This window comes from Bilifractor porci (genome assembly GCF_009696005.1).
GTDB classification, from domain to species: domain Bacteria; phylum Bacillota; class Clostridia; order Lachnospirales; family Lachnospiraceae; genus Bilifractor; species Bilifractor porci.
Map to the genome: position 1 here is coordinate 16,235 of NZ_VUMV01000002.1, position 24,707 is coordinate 40,941.

The 24,707-nt window shown below is 49.7% G+C and carries 22 protein-coding genes and 1 pseudogene; all 23 read left to right on the forward strand.

Annotated elements, in window-relative coordinates; all coding sequences use genetic code 11:
* Positions 1-28: 28 nt before the first annotated feature.
* Positions 29-916, forward strand: a pseudogene (locus FYJ60_RS12820) (PSP1 domain-containing protein); the annotation flags it as partial.
* A gap of 403 nt (positions 917-1,319) precedes the next feature.
* The gene (locus FYJ60_RS02970) at positions 1,320-2,084 is read left to right on the forward strand and encodes a tRNA1(Val) (adenine(37)-N6)-methyltransferase (protein ID WP_154457097.1); all 765 of its coding nucleotides are present in this window, start codon (positions 1,320-1,322) and stop codon (positions 2,082-2,084) included.
* Positions 2,081-2,935, forward strand: coding sequence for a 16S rRNA (cytidine(1402)-2'-O)-methyltransferase (rsmI, locus tag FYJ60_RS02975; RefSeq protein WP_154457098.1), 855 nt, complete (start codon positions 2,081-2,083; stop codon positions 2,933-2,935). The genes FYJ60_RS02970 and rsmI overlap by 4 nt, the downstream gene beginning before the upstream one ends.
* 164 nt (positions 2,936-3,099) lie before the next feature.
* On the forward strand, positions 3,100-3,702 hold the full coding sequence (locus tag FYJ60_RS02980; RefSeq protein WP_154457099.1) for a C39 family peptidase: 603 nt from the start codon (positions 3,100-3,102) through the stop codon (positions 3,700-3,702).
* 82 nt (positions 3,703-3,784) lie between these two features.
* A complete protein-coding gene (locus FYJ60_RS02985) occupies positions 3,785-5,473 on the forward strand; it encodes an ABC transporter substrate-binding protein (protein ID WP_154457100.1) in 1,689 nt (562 codons plus the stop codon).
* Between the two features lie 145 nt (positions 5,474-5,618).
* Positions 5,619-6,608, forward strand: a complete 990-nt coding sequence (locus FYJ60_RS02990; RefSeq protein ID WP_154457101.1) for an ABC transporter ATP-binding protein — start codon at positions 5,619-5,621, stop codon at positions 6,606-6,608.
* 24 nt (positions 6,609-6,632) lie between these two features.
* Positions 6,633-7,673 (forward strand): ABC transporter ATP-binding protein, encoded by a 1,041-nt coding sequence (locus FYJ60_RS02995; RefSeq protein ID WP_154457102.1) that lies wholly within the window; start codon positions 6,633-6,635, stop codon positions 7,671-7,673.
* Positions 7,670-8,617: an ABC transporter permease gene (locus tag FYJ60_RS03000; RefSeq protein ID WP_154457103.1), complete on the forward strand. Its 948-nt coding sequence runs from the start codon at positions 7,670-7,672 to the stop codon at positions 8,615-8,617. The genes FYJ60_RS02995 and FYJ60_RS03000 overlap by 4 nt, the downstream gene beginning before the upstream one ends.
* Positions 8,618-8,629: 12 nt before the next feature.
* Positions 8,630-9,478 (forward strand): ABC transporter permease, encoded by an 849-nt coding sequence (locus FYJ60_RS03005; RefSeq protein WP_154457104.1) that lies wholly within the window; start codon positions 8,630-8,632, stop codon positions 9,476-9,478.
* Between the two features lie 100 nt (positions 9,479-9,578).
* On the forward strand, positions 9,579-10,106 hold the full coding sequence (hpf, locus tag FYJ60_RS03010) for a ribosome hibernation-promoting factor, HPF/YfiA family (protein ID WP_154457105.1): 528 nt from the start codon (positions 9,579-9,581) through the stop codon (positions 10,104-10,106).
* A 31-nt stretch (positions 10,107-10,137) separates the two neighbouring features.
* Complete coding sequence (gene secA, locus FYJ60_RS03015; RefSeq protein ID WP_154457106.1) at positions 10,138-12,708, forward strand: preprotein translocase subunit SecA; 2,571 nt, start codon at positions 10,138-10,140, stop codon at positions 12,706-12,708.
* 211 nt (positions 12,709-12,919) lie between these two features.
* Positions 12,920-14,054 (forward strand): peptide chain release factor 2 gene (gene prfB / locus FYJ60_RS03020; protein ID WP_154457107.1). Its coding sequence is split into 2 segments (ribosomal slippage): positions 12,920-12,997 and positions 12,999-14,054, totalling 1,134 coding nucleotides; the frame shifts between segments, so codons are not numbered across the junction.
* 275 nt (positions 14,055-14,329) lie between these two features.
* Complete coding sequence (locus FYJ60_RS03025) at positions 14,330-14,761, forward strand: ACT domain-containing protein (RefSeq protein WP_154457108.1); 432 nt, start codon at positions 14,330-14,332, stop codon at positions 14,759-14,761.
* Positions 14,762-14,812: 51 nt separating this feature from the next.
* Complete coding sequence (locus tag FYJ60_RS03030) at positions 14,813-16,030, forward strand: homoserine dehydrogenase (RefSeq protein ID WP_154457109.1); 1,218 nt, start codon at positions 14,813-14,815, stop codon at positions 16,028-16,030.
* 230 nt (positions 16,031-16,260) lie between these two features.
* On the forward strand, positions 16,261-17,235 hold the full coding sequence (locus FYJ60_RS03035) for an NAD(P)-dependent oxidoreductase (protein ID WP_154457110.1): 975 nt from the start codon (positions 16,261-16,263) through the stop codon (positions 17,233-17,235).
* On the forward strand, positions 17,226-17,921 hold the full coding sequence (locus FYJ60_RS03040) for a FadR/GntR family transcriptional regulator (protein WP_154457111.1): 696 nt from the start codon (positions 17,226-17,228) through the stop codon (positions 17,919-17,921). The genes FYJ60_RS03035 and FYJ60_RS03040 overlap by 10 nt, the downstream gene beginning before the upstream one ends.
* Positions 17,922-18,196: 275 nt before the next feature.
* Positions 18,197-19,354 carry a pyridoxal phosphate-dependent aminotransferase gene (locus tag FYJ60_RS03045; RefSeq protein ID WP_154457112.1) on the forward strand — a complete coding sequence of 386 codons (1,158 nt, stop codon included), beginning with the start codon at positions 18,197-18,199 and terminating at the stop codon, positions 19,352-19,354.
* 289 nt (positions 19,355-19,643) lie between these two features.
* Positions 19,644-20,366: an amino acid ABC transporter permease gene (locus FYJ60_RS03050; RefSeq protein WP_154457113.1), complete on the forward strand. Its 723-nt coding sequence runs from the start codon at positions 19,644-19,646 to the stop codon at positions 20,364-20,366.
* A 30-nt stretch (positions 20,367-20,396) separates the two neighbouring features.
* Positions 20,397-21,158: an amino acid ABC transporter permease gene (locus FYJ60_RS03055; protein WP_154457114.1), complete on the forward strand. Its 762-nt coding sequence runs from the start codon at positions 20,397-20,399 to the stop codon at positions 21,156-21,158.
* Positions 21,159-21,166: 8 nt separating this feature from the next.
* On the forward strand, positions 21,167-22,045 hold the full coding sequence (locus FYJ60_RS03060; protein WP_154457115.1) for a sulfite exporter TauE/SafE family protein: 879 nt from the start codon (positions 21,167-21,169) through the stop codon (positions 22,043-22,045).
* Between the two features lie 72 nt (positions 22,046-22,117).
* On the forward strand, positions 22,118-22,852 hold the full coding sequence (locus FYJ60_RS03065) for an amino acid ABC transporter ATP-binding protein (protein ID WP_154457551.1): 735 nt from the start codon (positions 22,118-22,120) through the stop codon (positions 22,850-22,852).
* Positions 22,853-22,913: 61 nt separating this feature from the next.
* Positions 22,914-23,912, forward strand: coding sequence for a transporter substrate-binding domain-containing protein (locus FYJ60_RS03070; protein ID WP_205838937.1), 999 nt, complete (start codon positions 22,914-22,916; stop codon positions 23,910-23,912).
* Between the two features lie 30 nt (positions 23,913-23,942).
* Entirely contained in the window at positions 23,943-24,689 is a 747-nt protein-coding gene (locus FYJ60_RS03075) for an SDR family NAD(P)-dependent oxidoreductase (RefSeq protein ID WP_154457117.1), read from the forward strand.
* Positions 24,690-24,707: the final 18 nt, after the last annotated feature.

The window sequence follows — 24,707 nt, forward strand, 5'->3', positions numbered from 1 at the left end:
CCGGTGACAGAGGAAGATAAAAAGATATATGGTAACAATCGTTGGTGTACGTTTCCGCAGCGGCGGAAAGGTTTATTATTTTGACCCGAAGGATTATCATCCGCACATGGGCGACCGTGTGATTGTAGAGACTGCCCGTGGTCTGGAATGCGGCCGTGTGGTTCTGGGCTCGCACCAGATTCCGGAGAAGCAGGTGGTGCAGCCGCTCAGGGAAATTATCCGCATGGCTACGGAAAAGGATATTGCCAGGGAAGAATCCAACCGGGTGAAGGAGAAGGAAGCCTACAAAATCTGCCAGGAAAAAATACGGGAGCTGCATCTGGATATGAAGCTGATCCAGGCAGAGTATTCCTTCGATAACAAAAAAGTCCTGTTTTATTTTACGGCGGATGGACGGGTGGATTTCCGGGAGCTTGTCCGGGAACTGGCGGCTATATTCAAGACCAGAATCGAACTCCGTCAGATCGGTGTCCGGGATGAGACAAAGCTGCTGGGAGGGATAGGAATCTGCGGCCGCCCGCTGTGCTGCCATACCTATCTTTCCAATTTTGCCCCGGTATCTATCAAAATGGCAAAGGAGCAGAACCTGTCCCTGAATCCGGCGAAGATATCCGGCGTCTGCGGACGGCTTATGTGCTGCCTGAAAAATGAGCAGGAAACCTATGAATATCTGAATAAAAACCTTCCGGGACTCGGCGATGTCGTGCAGGTTCAGGATGGTCCGCAGGGGATTGTCCAGAGTGTCAACGTCCTGAAGCAGACCGTCCGCGTTCTGATTGAAGAGGGCGACGATAAGGAAATGCAGGAGCATCCGGTAGAAGAGCTGACACTTGTCATGAAGCACCGGAAGGGGACTGCCTGGAGGGCATCGGCGGAAAAAGAAGAAACCCGGCCGGCGCAGGAGGAAGGCCGTTCCGGCAGGGGAGAGGACACCCGCAAAAAGAACGGTCAGGAAGAGCATCTGGAAAACAGGAAAGAAGAGAAGCCGGGAAGAGACAGAAACCGCGGACGCTCCAGAGGGAAGGAGCGCGACAGGGAGCAGAAGGGTGATCCGGAGCAGAATCGGACAGAGCGTCCCGACCGTCCGGGACGGTCATCCGGACGATCCAGGGCTTCCGGACAGAGCAGGAATCCAGAGGCGGAAGTTTCCGGAAACGGCGGGTACGCACCATATGCCGCCGCAGAAGGGCAGGAGCAGCGGGAACGCCGCAGAAGCCGTACAAGAAACCGGAGCCGGAACAGAAACCGTGATAAGGGAACAGAAGGGGCCGGAACGGCTTCTGCCAGACGTACAGAGGAAAAGCGGACAGGTAAAGGCGATGGGGAATAAACCGGACAGAGATGCGGGGCTGAAAGAGGGCGAGCATCTGGATGATCTGCAGAACGGATATTGGATCATCCAGGCGGAAAAAGGGTTCCGTTATGGTATTGATGCTGTCCTCCTCTCCGGTTACGCGAACGTGAAAAAGGGAGACAGGGTTCTGGATCTGGGAACCGGAACAGGAATTATTCCCATTCTGCTTGCGGCAAAAACAGAGGGCCGGACTTTTACCGGGCTGGAGATCCAGAAAAAATCTGCCGATATGGCGCAGAGAAGCGTCATCCGGAATCATCTGGAGGACAGAGTGAAAATTGTACAGGGGGATATCAGAGAAGCCGTAACCATTTTTGGCGCGGCTTCCTTTGATGTCATTGTCAGCAATCCCCCCTATATGATCAGCCGCCACGGGCTGGTCAATCCCGATGAGAGTACGGCGATTGCCAGACATGAAATATTATGTACCTTCCGGGAACTGGCGCAGCAGGCGTCCGGGCTTCTGTGTGCAGGCGGAAGGTTCTGTCTGGTTCACAGGCCGTTCCGGCTTGCGGAGATTATGGATGTTCTGCGGGAGGTCCGGCTGGAGCCGAAGAGAATGCAACTGGTTTATCCTTTTGCGGATAAAGAGCCGAATCTGGTTCTTCTGGAAGCGTATAAGAACGGACGGCCAAGGCTCCATGTGGATAAGCCGCTCATTGTATACGAAAAACCCGGCGTTTATTCCAGGGATATCTGCAGGATATACGGAGACGGGAGGCAGGCATGACCGGAAAACTGATTCTCTGCGCCACGCCCATCGGAAATCTGGGCGATATGACGCCGCGGTGTATCCAGACGCTCCGGGAGGCGGATCTGATCGCGGCGGAGGATACCAGAAACAGCAGAAAACTGCTGACTCATTTTGACATTCACACGCCGATGACCAGCTATCACGAGTTTAATAAGTATGATAAAGCCAGGGAACTGGTGGAAAAAATGCAGCAGGGAGCCGTTGTGGCACTGATTACCGACGCGGGGACGCCCGGTATCTCGGATCCCGGAGAAGTGCTTACACAGATGGCTGTGGAGGCCGGAATTCCGGTTTCTACAAATCCCGGGGCTGCGGCATTTCTGCAGGCTTTGATTCTTTCCGGGTTTTCCACCAGAAGATTCGTGTTTGAGGCATTTCTTCCCCAGGAGAAAAAGGAACAGAGGGAAGTGCTGGATTCTCTGAAAGAGGAGACCAGGACAATGATCCTCTATGAAGCACCGCACAGGCTCAGGAAGACACTGGATGTGCTGACCGGCTTACTTGGAGAAGACCGTCCGGCGGCCATCTGCAAGGAGTTGACCAAAAAACATGAAACGGTGCTCCGGCTGACATTGGGAGAAGCCGTCTCCCAGTTCCGGGAGGAAGAACCCAGAGGCGAGTATGTCATTGTCATCCGGGGAAAGGATCCGGAACAGAAAAAGGCGGAACAGCAGGCCGTCTGGCAGCAGCTTGGCATCGAAGAACATATGCAGCGGTATCTGGACGAAGGCCTGGATAAGAAAACAGCGATGAAAAAGGTGGCAGCGGACCGAGGAGTTTCCAAACGGGACATTTATGCGGCGCTGAACCGGAAACAGCAGTCCTAAAGCCTCGATAGGATCAAAATTTCTATCTTGACATATGGCGGAAGTATGGTATTCTTTGTAATCATAGCAAAGCCTACAGGTTATCTAGGAAATAGCCCCGGGCGCCGGTATGCGTCAGCAGGCGGCTTTGTGATGTGAGAGCTTTTTGAGGGGGAGACAGCAGGATGAGGACACCACTCAGATATCAGGCGACCGAGTATGACTGTGGTCCTACGGCCGTCCTGAACGCAATTACCTATCTGTATTCAACGGAAGAAATTCCTCCGGATTTTGTTAAGGCAGTCTATAATTACGGCTTGGATGAATACAATGACCTGGGCTGTCCGGGAAGGCACGGGACCTCTCAGGCGGCCATCCGCTTTATGACGGAATGGTTTAATAATTACGCGAAGTGTACGGGCTATCCCCTTCGGTGTGAGTATTATCAGGGAGAGGATGTCCACATGAAGGAGAATTCCCAGCTTGTTGCCTGTCTGGAACAGGGAGGGGTGGCGGTCGTCCGGTGCATTCTGGAGTGCGAGCATTACATCACCCTGACGGGCATTGACAGTGAGTATGTGCATGTGTTTGATCCGTATTTCTGGGATATGGATTTTGGAAAAAAGGGGATTATCCGTGTGACAGACAAGCCCTTTGAGATGAACCGGAAAATATCCAGAAACATCATGGACTGTACGGATGACTGCGATTATTCTTTTTGCAAGACAGAAAACCGCACGGCCATGTTGATATATAAGACAGGGAAAGGAAAGGTACTTCTTCCCTGAAAAAGAGGCTGTCACGGCGGGAGAGATACGCGGCAGTTTGTTACCGGAACGGGTTCCGGCAGAATAGGAGGAACAGGGAGCTATGAGAAAGAACGGGAGATGGAAGGAAAAAATACTGGCCGCCGGGCTGGCGCTGGCTATGGCGGCGGGACTTGGCGCCTGCGGAAGTGCTTCGGGAAGTGCTTCGTCCGGCAGCTCTGTGACGGGAACGTCCGGCGCGGCGGTATCCGGAAGCACAGATGCGGCAGCGGTCCAGACCGGAGATGATATTGTCAATATCGCGTTTACCGATACGGTAGGCACGGTAAATCCGCTGAATATGGATGTTACCTTTATCAATTATTACGCAACGAGCATGATGTTTCTTCCGCTGGTATCTTTTAACAATAAGTATGAGCCGGATTATCTGCTTGCCGAAAGCATCACGACCGATGACAATCAGACCTTCAAGGTGAAGTTAAAGGATAACGCGGCCTGGTCCGACGGGGAGCCGGTAACATCCGATGACGTGATTTACACAATCCTGAAGTTTACCTGCCCGGCGGTCGCGAATCCTAATTTTGATTTCACACCTTTCAAGGGCTTTAATGACGACGGAACCTCACCGGAGGGGGCGACAGAAATCGAGGGAATCCACAAGACCGATGACAAAAATCTGGAGTTCATCTGCAAGGAGCATATGTCCCTTAACACGTTCCTGAATAATGTGGCAACCTGGGTGTGCATTCTTCCCAAACATGCCATTGAGGACATTCCGGACGACCAGCTTTTGACGGACAGCTGGTTCAGCCATCCGGACGTTGTGGACGGGCCTTATTTCCTGGATGATTACGATCCGGCACATTATGTCTCTTACCATGCCAATGAAAACTATTTTGAGGGAGCCCCGAAAATTCCGAAAATCAATTTCCGGATTATGCAGGGAAGTGAAATTCTTGCCGGACTGAAGTCCGGGGAGATCGACATGGTACATCCCTCCAGCTCGATTCCGATTGAGGACCGCGAGGCGGTAGAAAATCTGGAAGGCTTTACCACAAAATACACAGACAACATTATTAACGAGATGACGCTGTTCAATACCAGCAAGGAATACCTGTCCGATCCCAAGGTGCGCCAGGCTATCATTTACGCCATTGACAGAGACACGATTGTGAAGCAGCTTCTGAACGGGCAGGGTGAGGTGACCGACGGATTTATCTGCTCCGGAAGCCCCTTCTATAATGAGGGCAAAACGAAGCTCTCCTATGATCCGGAAAAGGCAAAACAGCTTCTGGAAGAAGCAGGCTGGGACAGCTCGCAGACCCTGCAGTATTATGTGAGCTCCAGTGATTCTACCGCGGTGAAAGCGGCCCAGCTGGTCCAGCAGTATCTGCAGAATGTAGGCGTAAAAATAGAGATCAATACCGTGGATTTTGCGACACTGATGACAATCGGCGGCACAGATGAGGAGGATTTCTTCTCCGTGCAGTATACGATCACTCCGAACGATTACTGGGCGGATATCAAAAATCTGATTGATGTACAGGACTTCAGCTGGTCCGGCGGCTATTACAATGAAAAGGTGGATGCGGATCTGGCCAAGACACAGGAGACCACAGACGATACGGAGCTGAAAAACCTGTATAACGAAATCGAGGAGCAGGTGATTGAGGACGCGCCGATGTTCCCCATGTATTTCCAGAGTAATCTGGGCGTGGTCAGCGACAGGCTGAAAAACGTGACGCCAAGTTTTTACGGGGCTTTTGACAACATCCAGGAATGGAGCGTATAAAAAGAGAAGTATGATTCAGAGCGCCAGGGGCACTGCCTTTGGCGCTCTGTTAAGATAGAGTTGTATGCGGCGGTTCGATATGCTACAATCGCGGAAGCCAGTTTCGGGAAGAGCGGGAAAGCAGGAATAGAGGAAGGAATTGTTCATGGAAGAGCCGGTATTAGAGGTAAAAAACCTGCGTGTTGGTTTCAGAAGTGATTTTGGGGAAAGAATTGTCACGGATGATGTCTGCTTTCATATCAATAAAGGAGAAATGCTTGGCATTGTAGGGGAATCCGGATGCGGGAAAAGCGTCTCCTGCCTTGCGGTGATGGGGCTGTTAACTGCCAACGGATATGTGAAGCAGGGACAGGCGCTTTTTGACGGGAAGGATCTTCTGTCCATTCCGGAAAAAGAACTGGACAGGATAAGGGGAAAGGATCTTTCCATGATTTTTCAGGACGCGCTGGCAAGCCTGAATCCGGCTTTTACGGTGGGAAACCAGATCACAGAGGTTCTTCGGAAGCACCTGCATATGACCAAAAAAGAAGCGGAAAAAAGAGCGGTTGTTCTTCTTCACCAGGTCGGTATTCCGGATCCGGTTTCGGCGTCCCGGAGATATCCCAACGAGCTTTCCGGAGGAATGCGGCAGAGGGTCATGATTGCCATGGCGCTGTCCTGCAGTCCGAAGCTTTTAATTGCAGACGAACCGACAACCGCGCTGGATGTGACCATTCAGGCGCAGATTATGCAGCTGATTCAGAAAATCCGGGACGACCTCCATATGTCGATGATCCTGATCACGCACGACATCGGGCTGATGGCGCAGATGGCGGATCGCGTAATGGTTATGTACGCGGGGCAGTTTATTGAAGAGGCAGATGTGTTTGAACTGTTCCGGAATCCTCTTCACCCGTATACAAGGGCGCTGCTGGCAGCGGCTCCCGGCATTGACGACGCAAAAGACCGGAAACTGGCCTCGATCCGGGGAACTGTCCCGGAGACTTATTGGGATATTACCGGATGCAGGTTCTGTGGCCGCTGTCCCTATGCGCAGGAGGCCTGCCGCGAAAAGCAGGAGATGCCGGAGCTCTCGGCAGGGCATTATGTAAGGTGCTGCAGGGCAGGAGAACTGGCAAAGAAGGAACAGAAGTAGATTGCGGGGCAGAGGACGGAGCACATGGAGCAAGAACAGGGAAAGGAAAAAGAACCGATACTTCAGGTTCGGGATCTGGTGAAATATTATCCGCAGGCAAATACGGCGCTGCTTCCGAGGAACCGCCGGCTTCTGCACGCGGTGGACGGCGTCAGCTTTGAGCTTTTCCAGGGAGAGACCCTGGGACTGGTAGGGGAGTCCGGATGCGGAAAGTCAACGGTCGGGAGAATGCTGGTGGGAATTGAAAAGCCAACGTCCGGCGAGATCCTGTATAAAAAGAAGGATCTGGTCCATATGCCGGGCGGAGAGCTTCGGGGAATCCGCACGGAGCTGCAGATGGTCTTTCAGGATTCCTATGCCTCTCTGAATCCCCGGAAGAGAGTCTGCGACATTCTTGCGGCGCCCATGCTGTATCATCACATGGCAGAGAAGGCGGATGTAAACCGCAGGATTGAACAGCTGCTGGAACAGGTGGGACTGCCGAAAAATGCCGGCAGGCGTTACCCCTATGAATTTTCCGGGGGACAGAGGCAGCGAATTTCCATCGCGCGGGCGCTGTCCCTGAATCCGGGTCTGATTGTCTGTGACGAACCGGTGTCTGCCCTGGATATGTCGATTCAGGCGCAGATTCTGAATCTGCTGAAGGAACTCCAGGATGAGCTGGGGGTCACGTATCTGTTCATTGCCCACGGCCTGGGAGCCGTCCACTATGTCAGTCAGCGGATTGCCGTGATGTATCTGGGGAAAATTGTCGAGATCGGGCCGGGAACCGAAGTTTTCCGGAATCCGAGACATCCGTATGCGCAGATGCTGATTTCCGCGGTTCCTGTCGCGGATCCGACCAAAAGGACGCTTACCCGGACAGAAATAGAAGGGGAGGTTCCATCCGCCGTTGACCTGCCGAAAGGGTGCCGTTTTGCCTCCCGATGTCCGTATGCCACGGATCGCTGCTGGATGAGCGAGCCGGAAATGCGGCACACGGAAGCGCCGGGGGAACCGCCGCATCTGGCGGCATGCTTTGAGTGGGAAAGGATAGCCGCGGGCGGAAAGGAGGACCGGTCATGACCAAATATATTGTCAAACGCGTTTTGATTGCGGTTGTGGTCCTGCTGGGCATTACCGTTGTCGATTTCTGGATCATGACGCTGATCGGAAATCCGATCGAAATTATGAGTGGGGGGCCGAAGGTCTCCAAGGTGATGCTGCAGAGAAGGGCAGAGACGCTGGGGCTGGATAAACCGATAATTGTCCAGTATTTCAGCTGGCTGGGGCAGGTTCTTCACGGAAATCTGGGATATTCCTACAAGGATTATCAGCCGGTATCGGCCCAGATTGCTTCCCATCTGGGACCGACGCTCATTCTGACGGGTTCTGCCCTGGTCCTCAGTATGCTGATTGCCATCTTCGGGGGAATCTACAGCGCGCTGCATCCCCATAAAAAAAGCGATTACACGATTGTCACACTGTCCTTCCTGGGACAGAGCATACCGGGATTCTTTCTCGCGCTGATTTTGATCTATCTGTTTTCCGTGAAACTGGGCTGGCTGCCGTCCAACGGCATGAGGGAGCTGGGAACAGCGGGAAACGGCGTACAGCTCCGTTATCTGATTCTGCCCTGCATTGTGCTTGCCGTAAGCATGGCAGGAAGGAACATCCGTTACATCCGGTCTGCCATGCTGGAAATTCTGAACAAGGATTATCTGCGGACGGCGAAGGGAAAAGGAATCGGCCGGCGAATGGTGATCTATAAGCATGCGCTCCGGAACGCGCTGATTCCCATCATCACGGTAATCGGGATGGAAATTCCCGGGCTTTTCGGCGGATCTATTATCGTGGAACAGGTATTTTCCTGGCCGGGGCTGGGCCTTCTGACCATGAATGCCGTGCTGGCCAGGGATTATCCCGTTATTATGGGCGTATGCCTGCTTTCGGCAGTTGTTGTTCTTGCGGCCAATCTGGTAACAGATATTCTGTATGCTGTGGCGGATCCCACAGTTCGTTATGAGTGACGGAGGAATCATATGGAAGAAAGTTATCTGCAGTCCGTCATCCGGCGGTTCAGACATCATAAGGCTGGGGTAGTCAGCTTCTGGATTGTGGCTGTTATCATTGTTCTGGCGCTGCTGGCGCCGGTGCTGGCACCGTATGGCCCGCAGGAAATCACATCTGAATTTTCCGCGGCTCCCAGCCTGAAGCACCTGCTGGGAACCGATCAGATCGGCAGGGACGTACTCTCCCGGCTGCTGTACGGCACCAGGGTTTCCCTGTTTGTAGGGTTTATGGCCACGGTCATTTCCACTATGCTGGGAGTACTCCTGGGACTTCTTGCCGGCTACGTGGGAGGCGCCCTGGATATGATACTCATGCGGTTTACCGATATGGTCATGTCTTTTCCGTACATTCTCCTGATCCTTGTGGCCAGCGTTATTTTCAAGCCCGGACTCTGGAGTATCATTCTGATTTTCGGTTTTGTGGACTGGCCGGGAGTCGCCCGCCTGGTCCGGGGAAGCATTCTGTCGATCAAAGAGCAGGATTACGTCAAAAGCAGCCAGATTGCCGGGATGCCACGTTCCTATATCCTTTTTTCCGATATTCTTCCCAATGTTATGACGAATATCCTGGTCTTTGCAACAACCGTCATGGCGACATCCATTCTGGATGAAGCGGCGCTCAGCTTTCTGGGGATGGGGATACAGCCCCCGGCGGCAAGCCTGGGCAATATGCTGAACGGTGCCGAATCCGTAACCGTGCTTACGGGCATGCCGTGGCTCTGGATCAGTCCCGGACTGGTCATTATCATCCTGGTCGTCTGCGTCAACTTTGTCGGAGACGCGCTGCGGGACGCACTGGATCCGACGGCGGTTGTCTGACGCTGAAAGGGGGTACATTCGTTGCATTTGCCCCCTGCAGTTGCTATAATACCCTTATTCCATTAGGGGATTTTAAGCCCCATGAAAGGAGAAACTGCTTATGAAGATCACAATCAGCGGTAAAAATATTGATGTAACACCGGGACTGCGTCAGACGGTCAATGAAAAACTTGGAAAACTGGATCGCTACTTCACTCCGGACACACAGGTGAATGTAACACTGAGTGTAGAGAAGGAGAGACATAAAATCGAGGTGACCATTCCCGTAAAAGGAAGAATTATCCGTTCGGAGCAGGTCAGCAATGACATGTATGTCTCGATTGACCTGGTAGAAGAGGTAATAGAGAGACAGCTCCGGAAATACAAGAACAAGATTATCGATAAAAAGCAGAGCGCAGAGAACTTCCAGAAGGCTTACGTGGACAACGATTATCTGGAGAATGAAGAGATCCGGATTGTCAGAACCAAAAAATTTGATATTAAGCCGATGTACCCGGAGGACGCCTGCGTTCAGATGGAGCTGCTGGGGCATAATTTCTTCGTCTTCATGAACGCGGATACCGATCAGGTAAACGTCGTTTACAAGAGGAAGGGAAATACCTACGGCCTGATTGAGCCGGAAAGCTGAAGCAGTCAAGAAGGGAGCACCACTTTAATTTATGAAACTTTCAGAAAAAATTTTCGGCACCCACAGCCAGCGGGAGCTGAAACGGATTGAGCCTCTTGTGGATAAAATCGAGAGCCTCCGTCCGTCTATGCAGAACCTGTCTGATGCAGAGCTTCGCGCGAAAACACAGGAGTACAAAGACCGCCTGAAAAACGGGGAGACTCTGGATGACCTTCTTCCGGAGGCGTTTGCCACGGTAAGAGAGGCGGCAAAGCGGGTGCTGAACATGGAGCCCTACCGGGTGCAGATCATCGGCGGAATTATCCTTCATCAAGGAAGAATTGCGGAGATGAAGACCGGAGAAGGAAAGACGCTGGTTTCCACCATGCCGGCCTATCTGAATGCGCTTACCGGGAAAGGTGTTCACATTATTACGGTCAACGATTATCTGGCCAGCCGTGACGCCGGCTGGATGGGCAAGGTGCATGAATTCCTCGGCCTCACGGTAGGCTGCGTACTGAACAGTATGAAGGGGGACGAGCGCCGCGCGGCATACAACTGCGACATCACCTATGTGACCAATAACGAGGATGGGTTTGATTATCTTCGGGACAACATGGTGATTTACAAAGAACAGCTGGTACAGAGAGGGCTGGCCTATGCCATCATCGACGAGGTAGACTCTGTTCTGATTGATGAGGCCCGTACCCCGCTGATTATTTCCGGCCAGAGCGGAAAATCTACCAAGCTCTATGAAACCTGCGATATCCTTGCCTCCCAGATGGAACGCGGCGAGGCATCCGGCGAAGTGACCAAGATGACGGCCATCATGGGCGAAGAAATCGAGGAAACCGGAGATTTTATTGTAAATGAAAAAGACAAGCTGGTAACGCTGACCGAACAGGGCGTGAAAAAGGTCGAGAAGTTCTTCCACATCGAGAACCTGTCCGACCCGGAAAACATGGATATCCAGCACAATATTATTCTGGCGCTCCGTGCGCATAATCTGATGTTCCGCGACAGGGACTATATTGTCAAGGATGACCAGGTCTTGATTGTCGATGAATTTACCGGCCGTGTGCTTCCGGGCAGACGGTATTCCGACGGGCTGCATCAGGCGATCGAGGCAAAGGAGCATGTGAAGATCAAGCGTGAGAGCAAGACCCTTGCGACGATAACCTTCCAGAATTTCTTTAACAAGTATGAAAAGAAGGCCGGCATGACCGGTACTGCCCTCACCGAGGAGCAGGAATTCCGTGACATCTACGGGATGGATGTAGTAGAGATTCCTACTAATAAACCGGTGATCCGTGTGGATCATGAAGACGCTGTCTACATGACCAAGAAGGAAAAATACAACGCGGTTGTGGAAGAGATCAAGGAATCTCACGAGAAAAACCAGCCTGTGCTGGTCGGCACGGTGAATATTGATACATCTGAGCTGCTCAGCCGCATGCTGAAGCGGGAGGGCATTCCGCACCAGGTACTGAATGCCAAGTTCCATGAGATGGAGGCGGAAATCATCTCCCATGCAGGAGAGGCCGGAACGGTGACCATAGCGACCAACATGGCCGGCCGTGGTACCGATATCAAGCTGGACGATGCGGCCAGGGAGGCCGGCGGCCTGAAGGTGATCGGAACAGAACGCCATGAGTCCAGACGAATTGACAATCAGCTGCGTGGCCGTTCCGGCCGTCAGGGAGATCCGGGAGAATCCAGATTCTATATTTCCCTGGAAGATGACCTGATGCGTCTTTTTGGTTCCGAGAAGCTGATGGGCGTGTTTAAGTCTCTGGGCGTTGCAGAGGGCGAGCAGATTGAGCACAAAATGCTTTCCTCCGCGATTGAAAAAGCGCAGAAGAAGATCGAGAGCAACAACTACGGAATCCGTAAAAATCTGCTGGATTACGACAGCGTGAACAACGAGCAGAGAGAGATTATCTATAAAGAACGCCGCCGTGTGCTGGACGGGGAGAACATGCGGGATTCCATCCTGAAGATGATCTACGATACCGTGGATGGAATGGTGGACCGCTGTATTTCCGAGGATGCGGAGAGCGATGAATGGGATCTCAGGGAGTTAAACGAGCTCCTGCTTCCGGTGATTCCGATCCGGGAAATTACGCAGGACGACGTGAAAGGACTCCGCAAGGACGAGCTGAAGCAGAAGCTGAAAGAAGCGGCCGTGAAGCTCTATGAGGAGAAGGAAGCCCAATTCCCGGCGGAGGAGCAGATTCGTGAGCTGGAGCGAGTGGTTCTGCTTCGTGTCATTGACGAGAAGTGGATGAATCACATCGATGACATGGATCAGCTGCGTCAGGGAATCGGCCTGCAGGCTTATGGGCAGAGAGATCCCAAGGTGGAATACAAGATGATCGCCTATGATATGTTCAACGAAATGACGGAGAACATTCAGCAGGATACGATCCGCCTTCTGTACCACGTACGTGTGCAGGAGAAAGTAGAGCGGGAGCAGGTTGCAGAGGTTACCGGAACAAACAAAGATGATTCCGATGTGAAAAAACCCGTGCAGCGGAAACAGAAAAAGATTTATCCGAATGATCCCTGCCCCTGCGGCAGCGGGTTGAAATATAAGCAGTGCCACGGCAGGAAAGCCGTGTAAGTTGTGTAAATAAGTCCACCGCGCTGCTACGCTGCTTACGCAGCTCTCGCATCGCTAACAGGCATTCGCATTTTCGTGCCGCATGCGCGTCACTTCATGCTCATACCTGTTGTCGTCGCTAAAGCATGGCCAGGTCTGCATGCAAGCATGCGCCCGTCCCTGCTTTGCGACTGGACTTATCAATAAAAATATCACGAAAGAAGGTGAGCCAATGGTAGTTGAACTTGAAAACATGAAGCAGGAAATCCGCTCCTATGAGCAGCCGTTGGTCGAAGTGAGGGATTCACTTTGACCTCGCCAGTAAAGAGCAGAGGATAGAGGAACTGCAGAGAAAGATGGAGGAGCCGAATTTCTGGGATAATCCGGAGGAGGCTCAGAAACAGACCATCGAGCTGGGAAATCTGAAGGATGACCTGGAAAAGTACAAAAAGCTGGAAACGGACAAAGAAGACATCGAGACGATGATCGAGATGGGCGAGGAAGAAGACGATGAGTCTGTGGTCCCGGAAATCCGGGAGATGCTGGACGAGTTTATTGAAACGCTGGACAATATGCGGATCAAAACGCTTCTGTCCGGAGAATACGATTCCAACAACGCGATTCTTCGCCTGAATGCCGGCGCCGGCGGAACGGAGGCCATGGACTGGTGCTCCATGCTCTACCGTATGTACTGCAGATGGGCGGAGAGGAAAGGTTTCCGGATTGAAGAGCTGGATTATCTGGAAGGCGATGAGGCCGGGATTAAATCGGTCACTTTCCAGGTAGACGGAGAAAATGCCTACGGGCTTCTGAAGTCTGAGAAGGGCGTACACCGTCTGGTGCGTATCTCGCCTTTCAACGCAAACGGAAAGAGACAGACATCCTTTGTTTCCTGCGATGTCATGCCGGATATCGAGCAGGATATCGACATAGAGGTAAAGGATGAGGATATCCGTGTAGATACCTATCGCTCCAGCGGTGCAGGCGGACAGCACATTAACAAGACCTCTTCGGCTATCCGTATTACCCATCTTCCGACCGGAATTGTGGTGACCTGCCAGAATGAGCGGTCACAGCACATGAACAAAGATAAGGCCATGCAGATGTTGAAGGCAAAGCTGTATCTTCTGGAACAGGAAAAACAGGAGGAAAAGCTGAGCGGAATCCGCGGCGAGGTAACAGATATCGCCTGGGGACATCAGATTCGGTCCTATGTTCTTCAGCCGTACACCATGGTGAAGGATCTTCGGACGAATTACGAACGTCCGCAGGCGGATGCCGTGCTGGACGGCGATCTGGATCCGTTTATCAATGCTTATCTGAAATGGCTGGCCCTGAAGAAAAAAGGGCAGACAGCCCAGCAGTAAAGAAAAGCTTCCGTACCGGGTATTCCGGTACAGAAGCTTTTTTCAGTGCAACTGGATGTGCCGTCTCTGCCATATGTAGCGAGGGAGGATTTGTGCGGCTGAAACGGCTGAAAGAAAGGCAGATAACATATGGCGGAAGCGAAGTGTCTGGTTCTGACGGACGCTATACAGGGAACTGAAAAAGATTTAGGACTTGCGCGGCAAGACTTATTGTGATACCATCCATGAGTGGCAGACAGATGTATTTCTGTGACGAACGCACATGGAGGAGTTTCATGGGGGATACCTATTATCTGGTAAGAGAAAAGGCCGTTCCGGAAGTCCTGCTGAAGGTTTTGCAGGCCCGGAGGCTGATAGAGGAACGCCGTATGACGGTCCAGCAGGCCACCGAAGAAGCAGGCATCAGCCGGAGTTCTTTCTACAAATATCAGGACGATATCTATCCGTTTCACGACACGGCAAAAGGGAAAACCATTACGATTGTACTCCAGGTGAAGGATGAAACAGGAATTCTTTCGGATGTCCTGCATGTGATTGCGGAATATCACGGTAATATTTTGACGATCCACCAGTCCATACCCTTAAATGGTGTGGCCACGCTTACTATCAGTGTGGAAATCCCTCAGCAGGGCGACGTAGCCGGTATGCTAAGCAAAATTGAAGAGCGGTCCGGCGTGCGGGAGCTTCGCATTCTGGGAAGAGAATAAAAGAAAAGTTGACGTAAAACCGTTACAGGCTGAAAGAGAGGAAACTGGAGTATGATAAAGATTGCTGTTCTCGGATATGGAACCGTCGGTTCCGGCGTGGTAGAGGTGATTGAGAAAAATCACGATTCCATTAACAAAAAGGCAGCGGATGATATTGAAATCAAATACGTTCTGGATCTGAGAGATTTTCCCGGTGATCCGGTGGAAAAGGTGCTTGTTCATGACTACAATGTTATCCTGAACGATCCGGAAGTCAGCATTGTGGTGGAGACGATGGGAGGCCTGCATCCGGCATATGAATTTACAAAACAGGCGCTGGAAGCGGGAAAAAGTGTCTGTACATCCAATAAAGAGCTTGTGGCGGAATATGGGACAGAATTAGTGCGGATCGCCGAAAAAAAAGATATCAACTATCTGTTTGAGGCAAGCTGCGGAGGAGGAATCCCGATTATCCGTCCGTTAAACTCCTCCCTTACCGCAGATGAAATTGATGAAATTGAAGGAATCCTGAATGGCACCACCAATTATATTCTGACAAAGATGGCAGTGGACGGGCTGGATTTCGATGAGGCGCTGAAGGAAGCGCAGCAGAACGGCTATGCGGAGAGAAATCCCGAAGCAGATATTGAAGGATATGACGCATGCCGTAAGATAGCCATTCTTTCTTCACTTGCCTATGGCGCACATATCGATTACAGGGATATTTACACCGAGGGAATCACAAAGATCACGGCGACAGATATCAAGTACGCGCAGAGCCTTGGAGCCAGTATTAAGCTGCTTGCCACAAGCAAAAAGGTGCACGACGGTTTTTACGCTATGGTCAGCCCGGTAATGATTAACGCGCATAATCCGTTGTACAGTGTGCAGGGTGTTTTCAATGCTATTTTTATCCATGGCAATGTGCTGGGCGATGCCATGTTCTACGGAAGCGGAGCGGGAAAACTGCCGACAGCAAGCGCGGTTGTGGCAGACGTGGTGGACTGCGCGAAACATCTGCACAAGCATATCATCATGAACTGGAGCAGCCGTCCGCTTAAACTTATGGATATTGAGAATGTGCGCAACCGCTTCTTTGTTCGTATGGAAGGCTGTATGGCGCAGGAGATTGTCAGGGTAAACGGTGTGTTCGGGGATGTGGAAAGCTTTAGTGTTCCCGGAATTTCAGGGGAATTTGCTTTTATCACGGAAAAGATGCCGGAGCATGAATTCCGTGACGGTATTGCCCAGCTGAAGGGAATCCGCAGCACCATCCGGGTAGGATTCTGAAATCCTAAACAGAGAAGTATCAGATAGGCTCTTCTGATGACAGGGATTTTCCCTGTCCGGAGGAGCTTTTTTAATCCTGATTTTCTGTTTAGGGAGTTTCTGCTTCGTCTTCTACTTGATTAAAATAATCTTTTGAAAAAACAGTTGACAGGCAGAATAGAAAAGCCTACATTTGTAATACATCGTTAGCGATGTATTACAAATGTAGGCACGGATAGGAGATGATTGCAATGAAAGTTCTGGTCTATAGCTGCAGAGAGGATGAAAAAGAACTGCTTGAGGAATATGAGAGTTCAGGGGAGTTTGAATTTACATACTGCAGTTCTCAGCCCACCATGGAAAATTACTTTCTTGCAGAGGGAATTCCGATTATTACCATTGTGGGCACACAGGTTCCGGATGAACTGCTGAAAAAATTTGCGGATATCGGAGTAAAATTTATTTCATGCAGGTGCATAGGACTGGATCACATTAATCCTGCTTACGCAAAAGAGCTTGGCATAAAAGTGACAAATATTACATATTCGCCAAATGCGGTGGCGGATTACGCGATTATGCTGATACTTATGTGTCTCCGGAAGGAAAAGTATATTCTGGAGCATTACAAGGTGAGAGATTACACGCTGGCGCAGAATCAGGGCAGAGAGCTGCGGGATATGACGGTCGGAGTGGTAGGCGGCGGGAGAATCGGAAGAACGGTGATTCAGGAGATCAGCGGCTTCGGAAGCAGAATTCTGGTTTATGACAAATATGAAAACGAAGAGGTAAAAAAACATGCGGAGTATGTGCCTTATGAAACACTGCTTCGTCAGTCGGACGTAATCACCTTTCACGCGCCGGGAAATGATGATACCTACCATATGCTTAATTTAGAAAATGTAAAACTCCTGAAGCGAGGTGCGGTTATTGTTAATACATCAAGGGGATCCAATATTGATAATAAGGCTTTAATCTATGGTATAGAGCACGGAATAATCAGTCAGGCGGGGCTTGATGTTGTGGATCATGAGCCCCGGATTTATAATATCAATCATCGGGATTCTATTCCGACAGATCATGATGTGGCTGTGCTTGAGAGCTATCCTAACGTGATTATTACGCCACATACAGCTTTTTATACGGATCATGCAGTAAGAGATATGATTGAACATGCACTGGATAATATCCGGAATTTCGCGCAGGAAAGCAAAGGTGGATGCCAATGAAGGTAGCGGACAGAGCCAAGCAGGAGCTGCTGAATAAAATTATTGTTGAAAAGGAATATCATTCCGGTGAAAAACTTCCCAACGAGAACAGACTGGCGGAGGAATTGCGTGTGAGCAGGACGTCTGTGCGGGAGGCCATTCAGTTTCTTGTAACCCAGAATGTTCTGGAAGTTCGCCGCGGAAAGGGAACTTTTGTAACTGATCATGTGGATGACAGTCAGGGATTCGGATCAAAAGCAGCACTGTCTCTGCAGAACAGGAGACTGCGGGATATTTACGAGCTTCGCTATATGCTGGCGCCGCAGGCTGCCTATTTTGCGGCAAAACGGGCAACCGAAGCAGAGCTGGAAAATATCATTCAAATCGGAAAAGAAATTCAGGAACATAGTCTTGAGTCGGATGAAGATATGGGCAATAACGAAAAGTTTCATATGGCTATTGCCAGGGCAACGCATAATGAGTTTGCTGTTCAGCTGATGCAGATGATCGAGGACCGGCTGATAGAAGAATTCAAGGCCGGGGAGAAAAGACAGGTTTTATATGACAGTGTTCTGGATGATCATAAGATGATTATCAATTATTTGAAGCTTAGGGACGCAGACGGCGCAAGACAGGCAATGGCGCTCCATATGCAGCACAGCATGAGGGAATATCATATTGACAGCGAGGAAGAAGGAGCGGTATAAGCCCGTGTATTGTTTCCAGCAGAAGGAACACAGAAAAGTAGGCAGCCTTTGAGGGCTGAATGTGGGCATGGTGGTTTAAAATATAAAATAAGGCTGGTAAAAGTGACAGCATTTTTCACAAGGAAGTGGGATCTGAACAGATTCCGCTTTTTTTCGTCAGGAAAATATAATTATCGTGTTAAAAGTCTGATATCATGCGTGACCATAAATGGACGCAAAAGGTACGTTTGATGCCCATATCTGAATATTTGTCAGTGGAAAAGGAGGAAATGTCAATGGAAATGTCAAAAATTGCAAAAAACTATCCGGCATCAGGAATCCGAAAAATGTTTGATCTGGCAGCGCAGTATAAAGATGTCATCGATTTAACCTGCGGAGATCCGAATTTTGACACACCGGAGAACGTCCGGGAAGCTGCAAAAAAGGCGATTGATGATGGATTTACGCATTACGCGCCCAATGCCGGAATTCCGGAACTCCGGGAGGCGGTTGCTGCAAGGTACAAAGGATACGATCCTGACCAGGTTATTATCACGGTGGGAGCGCTGGAAGGCCTTACGTTGGGGCTTCTGGCAGTGGTGGATCCGGACGATGAGGTAATTGTGCCAAATCCGTCCTTTGCCAATTACCAGGGGCAGATTATGCTTGCGCACGGAAAACCGGCAGGGGTCGATGTCTACGAGGAAAATGATTACCGGATCCGTCCGGAGGATATTGAAAAAGCGGTTACCCCGAAAACAAAGGCGATTATTATAAATTCTCCAAGTAATCCACTTGGTTCAGTACTGACAGAGGAGGACTGCAGAAGAATCGGGGAGATTGCAGAGAAGCATGATCTCTATATTTTTTCAGATGAACCGTACGACAAGATCTTATTTGATCATACCGAGTTTTTCAGCATGTCAGAGATTGAATCCATTCGTGACAGGTTGTTTTCGCTTAACAGTTTTTCAAAGACATATGCAATGACCGGATGGCGGATCGGGTATATGCTGTATCCCACGCAGTTTCAAAGTGTTCTTCCGCATATGCAGGAGGGAATTGTATCCTGTGTTTCTACATTTATCCAGAAGGCAGCGGTAGAAGCCCTTACCGGTCCGCAGGACTGCATCCGGCAGATGTCTGAGGATTATTGCAGGAGAAGGGATATTCTGCAGAATGGTCTGAATTCTATTCCGGGATTTTCCTGCAGACCGGTAAAAGGCAGTTTCTATATTTTTGTGAATATCAAAGCGTTTGGAAAGACCTCACAGGAGTTTGCGGAGGAGCTGGTTCGCGGGGCGAGGGTGGTAACCGTTCCCGGATCCGCCTTTGGCTCTATGGGAGAGGGATATCTTCGGCTGGTTTTTGCTAATTCTGACCAGAACCTGGAAGAAGCAGTGCGCAGGATAAGAGAATATATTGCCGGGAATTACCCGGATCTGAAGGCATAAGCAGTCAGATGAATCATGCCGGATTTCGTCAAATCACAGATAATATTTCTATTTATGTGAAAAAACTTGGGAAAATAGCCAAGTTGACTTTATGCTATGATGGTGATAGTATTTGATAAACCGAAAAGAGATCATACATCGAAGCAAAACTCATACAACGCATAGGCATAGAACGGTGTAGGATCAATATAGGAATGATGCAAAGGAGCAGATAACCCGGAAGTGGTTCTGCTCCTTCTTTTTTATCCGGCGGACGGTGTCAGATGTTTATTAGCGAAAGGAGATTGTTATGAAACAATTTGAATCATTCATTAACGCAATTCCAAAGCTGATCAGTGTGATACCATCAACGCTGCTTCTTTTTCTGGGAATAATAGGAGTCGGTATTGTTCTGGGCATGCTGCTGGCCTGGGTAAGGCTGAAGGGAAACACGGTTGGAAATGTTCTGGTGAACATTTATATCTCTTTTATCCGCGGAACACCGCTGCTGATTCAGATTTTGATTGTGTATTTCGGTTTGCGGGCGATAGCCGTTAACGGTTTTGGCAATCAGAATGCAACAAGATGGCCGGCCGCATTGTTTGTCTTTATTGCCTATAGTCTTAATCTTGGAGCCTTTCTTTGCGAAACCTTCCGTTCTGCTTATACTTCTGTGGATTTTGGACAGGTGGAGGCAGGGATGAGCATTAACATGAAAAACAGTCAGATCTTCTGGCATATCATTTTTCCCCAGGCGGCAAGGATCGCTCTTCCCAATATGAGCAATCTTCTGATTGATGATTATAAGGCTTTATCGCTGGCGTTCTCCATAGGATTCATAGATATCATGGGAAGAGGAGAAGGGCTGGCCGGTTTGACAAAAGGAGTTGGCGCCGTCGGGATTTATCTGGCAGTTGCAGCGCTGTACTGGCTGGTCTGCAAGGGACTGGACATTGTGTTCCGGAGAGTCGAGTGGGGTCTGAGCAAAGATATCCGGGTCGCCCAGGCTGCTGTTGCACATCAGACATCCTGAATACAGAAGCATAGGGAGAGGAGGTAGAATATGATTTTTAATTTTGAGTTCGCGGCTGAAAGCTTTCCGAAAATCCTTTCTGCAATTCCGGTTACGCTTCTGCTGACGGTTATCGGCATGGCGGTCAGTTCCATCCTGGGTTTTCTAATGGCAATGGCAAGAATTGAGCAAAAGAAATTCTGGTCCGGGTTTTCCTCCGTTTATATCACGATCATGCGGGGCGTTCCGATTATGGTACAGCTTTATCTGGTGTTTGTTGCTCTTCCGCTTGCTATTCAGAGTATCGCAGAGGCAATGGGGATAAAAACATATGTGGATATTCCCCCGATGGTTGTCGCGGCGACAGCACTGTCCCTGAACTATACGGCCTATATGGAGGAGGTTTTCCGGGCGGCGATTCAATCGGTGGATTCCGGACAGTGGGAAGCGGCAATTTCCATCGGAATGACAAAAAGGCAGATGATGGCAGAAGTTATTCTCCCACAGGCATTTGTGGAGGCCATTCCGAATCTGGGGAATACGTTTATCGGACTGATTAAGGATACTTCACTGGCCTACATGGTTATGGTCATGGACATTATGGGAGAAGCCAGAACATTAGCAGGAGCCGGCCTTAATTATCTGGAAGCATATGCGGATGCCGCTTTGATTTACTGGGGATTAAATTTTCTGCTGGAGCGTTTATTTGGCATCTGGGAACGGCATGCCGGTGTCTTTAACCGGAAGGATGTACGTCCGGCAGGTAAGACAATAGGGAGAACAAAAGTAAAAACCGCAGCGGCCGGAAGATGAGAAATGCCATGAAAATGATACAGAGCGTTGTACTGGGACTTGCGTGCGTCTATATTTTCTTCGCTTCTTTCGCATTGTTTCGTCATCGGAAAAAGATTCGTGAAGAGAAAGGAAGTTATCTGCTTTATGGTTTGATTTCCGTGCTTGCCATGTTTTTTGGAACCTTTGGCGTTTCGGATACGGCAATTTCAGTTTTCGGATACAGAGCAGCCGGGATTGTAAAAGATGACGTGCTTCCGGGGACAATTATCACGGCAGCTGTGCTTCCGGTCTGCGCGATGGCCCTGTCCTATACCTCCCTTTTTCCGGTTGAGGCAGGGCTGCTGGTCGGATGTGTCGTATTTGAAACCGCAGGAGCAGTTATCGGCTCGGCACTTGTTTCCAGACTGAGCGGAAGAAAAATCAGTATGGTGATCGGCATTGCAATGCTGGCTACAGCAGCAATGATTATTGTCAAACTTTTGATTAATGGAATGGAAGGAGGAACGTTATATGAGCTGGCAGGATGGAAAAGATATCTGGCGTTTATCTCATTCTTTTTTCTGGGAGCCTTAAATATGGCCGGCATCGGGGCGACCGTTCCTGCTATCGCGCTTTTAATGGTTCTGGGAATGGATCTCCGGTCAATTTACCCGGTTGTAATGACTGGAAACGCGGTAAGCAGCACGTTTGGAGGGCTTGCGTTCCTGAAAACGGAAAAATATAACGGCAAGGCAGTTCTTGCAAGCGTTTTTGGCACAGTGGCAGTTGTTTTTGCCGTCCGCCTGGTCAGGAATATTAATGTGACAGTCCTGCAGATTGCGATGGTTGGATTAATGATTTACAGCGCGGTGTCTGTATTTAAAAAACAGGAAGGGGAAAAGAAGAAAACTTCCGGGATGCCGTAAAGAATAAAACAAAAGAAACAGTATTGGCAGAAGAAAATAAGACAGAAAAAAGAGGTGGATATAATGAGCAGCTTGATAGAAGTACGCGGCATAAAAAAGGCATTTGGCGATCTGGCAGTTTTGCGTGGTGTTGATCTTGATATTAATAAGGGAGAAGTTCTTGCCATATTGGGACCCAGTGGTTCCGGAAAGACAACGTTTCTGAGAACGATCAATTTTCTTGGCCCCGCAAATGAGGGAACCATCCGGATCGGTGATATTCAGGTGGACTGCAAACAGGCGACGAAAAAAGAAATCTACGGACTCCGAAAGAAAACGGCCATGGTTTTCCAGAATTACAACCTGTTTAAGAACAAAACAGTCCTGCAAAATGTCATGGAAGGACTGGTACTTGTTCAGAAGATGGATAAAAAAGAAGCCAGGGAAAGGAGTATTGAAACCCTGAATAAAGTCGGGCTGGGAGAACGGCTGGATTATTATCCGTCACAGATGTCAGGAGGCCAGCAGCAGAGAGCGAGTATTGCGAGAGCGCTTGTGCTGAATCCGGAGGTTATTTTATTTGATGAACCTACATCAGCCCTGGATCCAGAACTGGTTGGCGAGGTTCTGCAGGTGATGAAAGAAGTTGCAGAAACAGGAATTACCATGATGGTGGTGACGCATGAAATCGGATTTGCCCACGATGTTGCCACAAATGTTGTTTTTATGGATGGAGGACGAGTGGTTGAGCAGGGCAGGCCAACCGATGTGATAGACCATCCGCAGAATGAAAGGACGCAGCAGTTTCTTGGAAAACTATCGGCATGATGTTTTGCAAAACTGTTCGTTATACAGAAAACCGCGGCAGAGATTCAAGGAGGGAAGAATTATGAGAAGAATGACCAGAAATATTGCTATGGGTATGGCACTTGTACTTGGGGCAGGATTGATGGCGGCAGGATGTGGGAGTTCGAGCAGTACAGCGTCTTCCGGAACTTCGGAATCCTCATCATCAGGAACATCCGCAGCGGCAGCAGCGTCCTCCGAGAGTGTAGGAACTTCGTCATCCTCTTCAGCTGGCTCATCGGATGCATATGTAACAGCAAACAGTTATGATTCGACTGCGGCTGTCGATGATAACAGTGACGCGAAAGAAATGCAGATCGCACTTGATGCAAATGTTTCTCCGTATACCTATACGGATGATGACAGAAATCCGGCTGGTTATGATTATGAGGTACTCAAATTGATTGATGCCATGCTTCCCCAGTATAAATTTTCCTATAATGTGGTGGATTATGATGCCGCAGCTATCGGCCTGGAGCAGGGACAGTATGATCTGGAAGCCGGGGATAAATATGATACATCCGCAAGACAGAAGAAATTTTATATTTCAGATTCTGATTACTATGCAGGTGTCAGCATCGCGGTAAAAAAGGACAGCGGGATTTCTTCCATAGAAGATCTGTACAACGGTGGAAAACTTGTTCCGGTACCGGAGGCTGATGGACTTCGGCAGGTTTATCTGGATTATATGAAGGAGCATCCGGATTGCGGAATCGTTCAGGAAACGGGTTCTTCTCTGATCAGTATCGCAGACGGATTGAATTATGTGGCTGCCGGGAGGTATGACGCAATGATTGATTCTCCGGATATGTTCAAGGAGGTACTGGACCAGGATAAGGATCTGGCGTCTGAAATTACCATTCTGGATCCGTTTACTGTTGTCGGCGGACATTTTCTGATTAACCGGAATGACAAGGAATTCTGCGCAGACGTCAATGGAGCTGTGGCCGCTTTGATTAAAGATGGAACGCTTGGCAAATTAAGTGAAAAGTGGTTCGGAGAGGACGTATTTACCAAATATGCGGATATAGCTGCAAATTGAAAAGATTTTTGATGACAGGGGGTGAAGGAATTGGCTCGCAGATATGAGAAAGTACTTATCACTGGCGGAACACATGGGATTGGGAAAGCGATTGCAGAGCAGTTTGCCTCCTGTGGTTATGAAGTATGTATCACCGGAAGAAATGTGGAAGCCGGCGATGAAGTAACAAAAAATGCAAAGGAAAAATACCGGGAAAGCATGCATTTTATACCGTGTGAAATGCAGGATACAGAGCAGATAAAAAATGCCGTAGCACAGGCTGTGCAGAAGATGGACCGGATTGACATTCTCGTTAATAATGCCGGAATTTATCCGGCAGCTCCTCTTCTTGAAATGACAGAAGAAGATTTTGACAGAGTTTTCCGGGTTAATGTATGGGGAGCCTTCGAGATGGCAAGAGAAGCAGCAAAACAAAGTATGATTCCATGCAAAGGGGGAAAGCTCATTTTTGTAAGCTCGGTGGACGGATGGCTCCCCTCGGCGGGAATTGCTGCTTATGCCGCTTCAAAAGCCGCTGTTAACAGTCTGGTAAAGTCTTTTGCCATTGAGCTTTCTCCTTATGGTATTCATGCCAATGGAATTGCCCCCGGATGGGTGGCAACAGAAACTGTGCTGAAAGCAGGCCGCTGGAAAAGTCAGATGGACAGCGTTTTGGAAAAACGCATGGCGGATCCGGAAGAAATCGGAAAGGCCATCATAGCCCTGTGTACAGAGTCCTTCGATTATATGGATGGTGAAGTATTGAATTTCAGCGGAGGTCTGATCATGAACGCATGACAGGAAAAACAGAGAAAA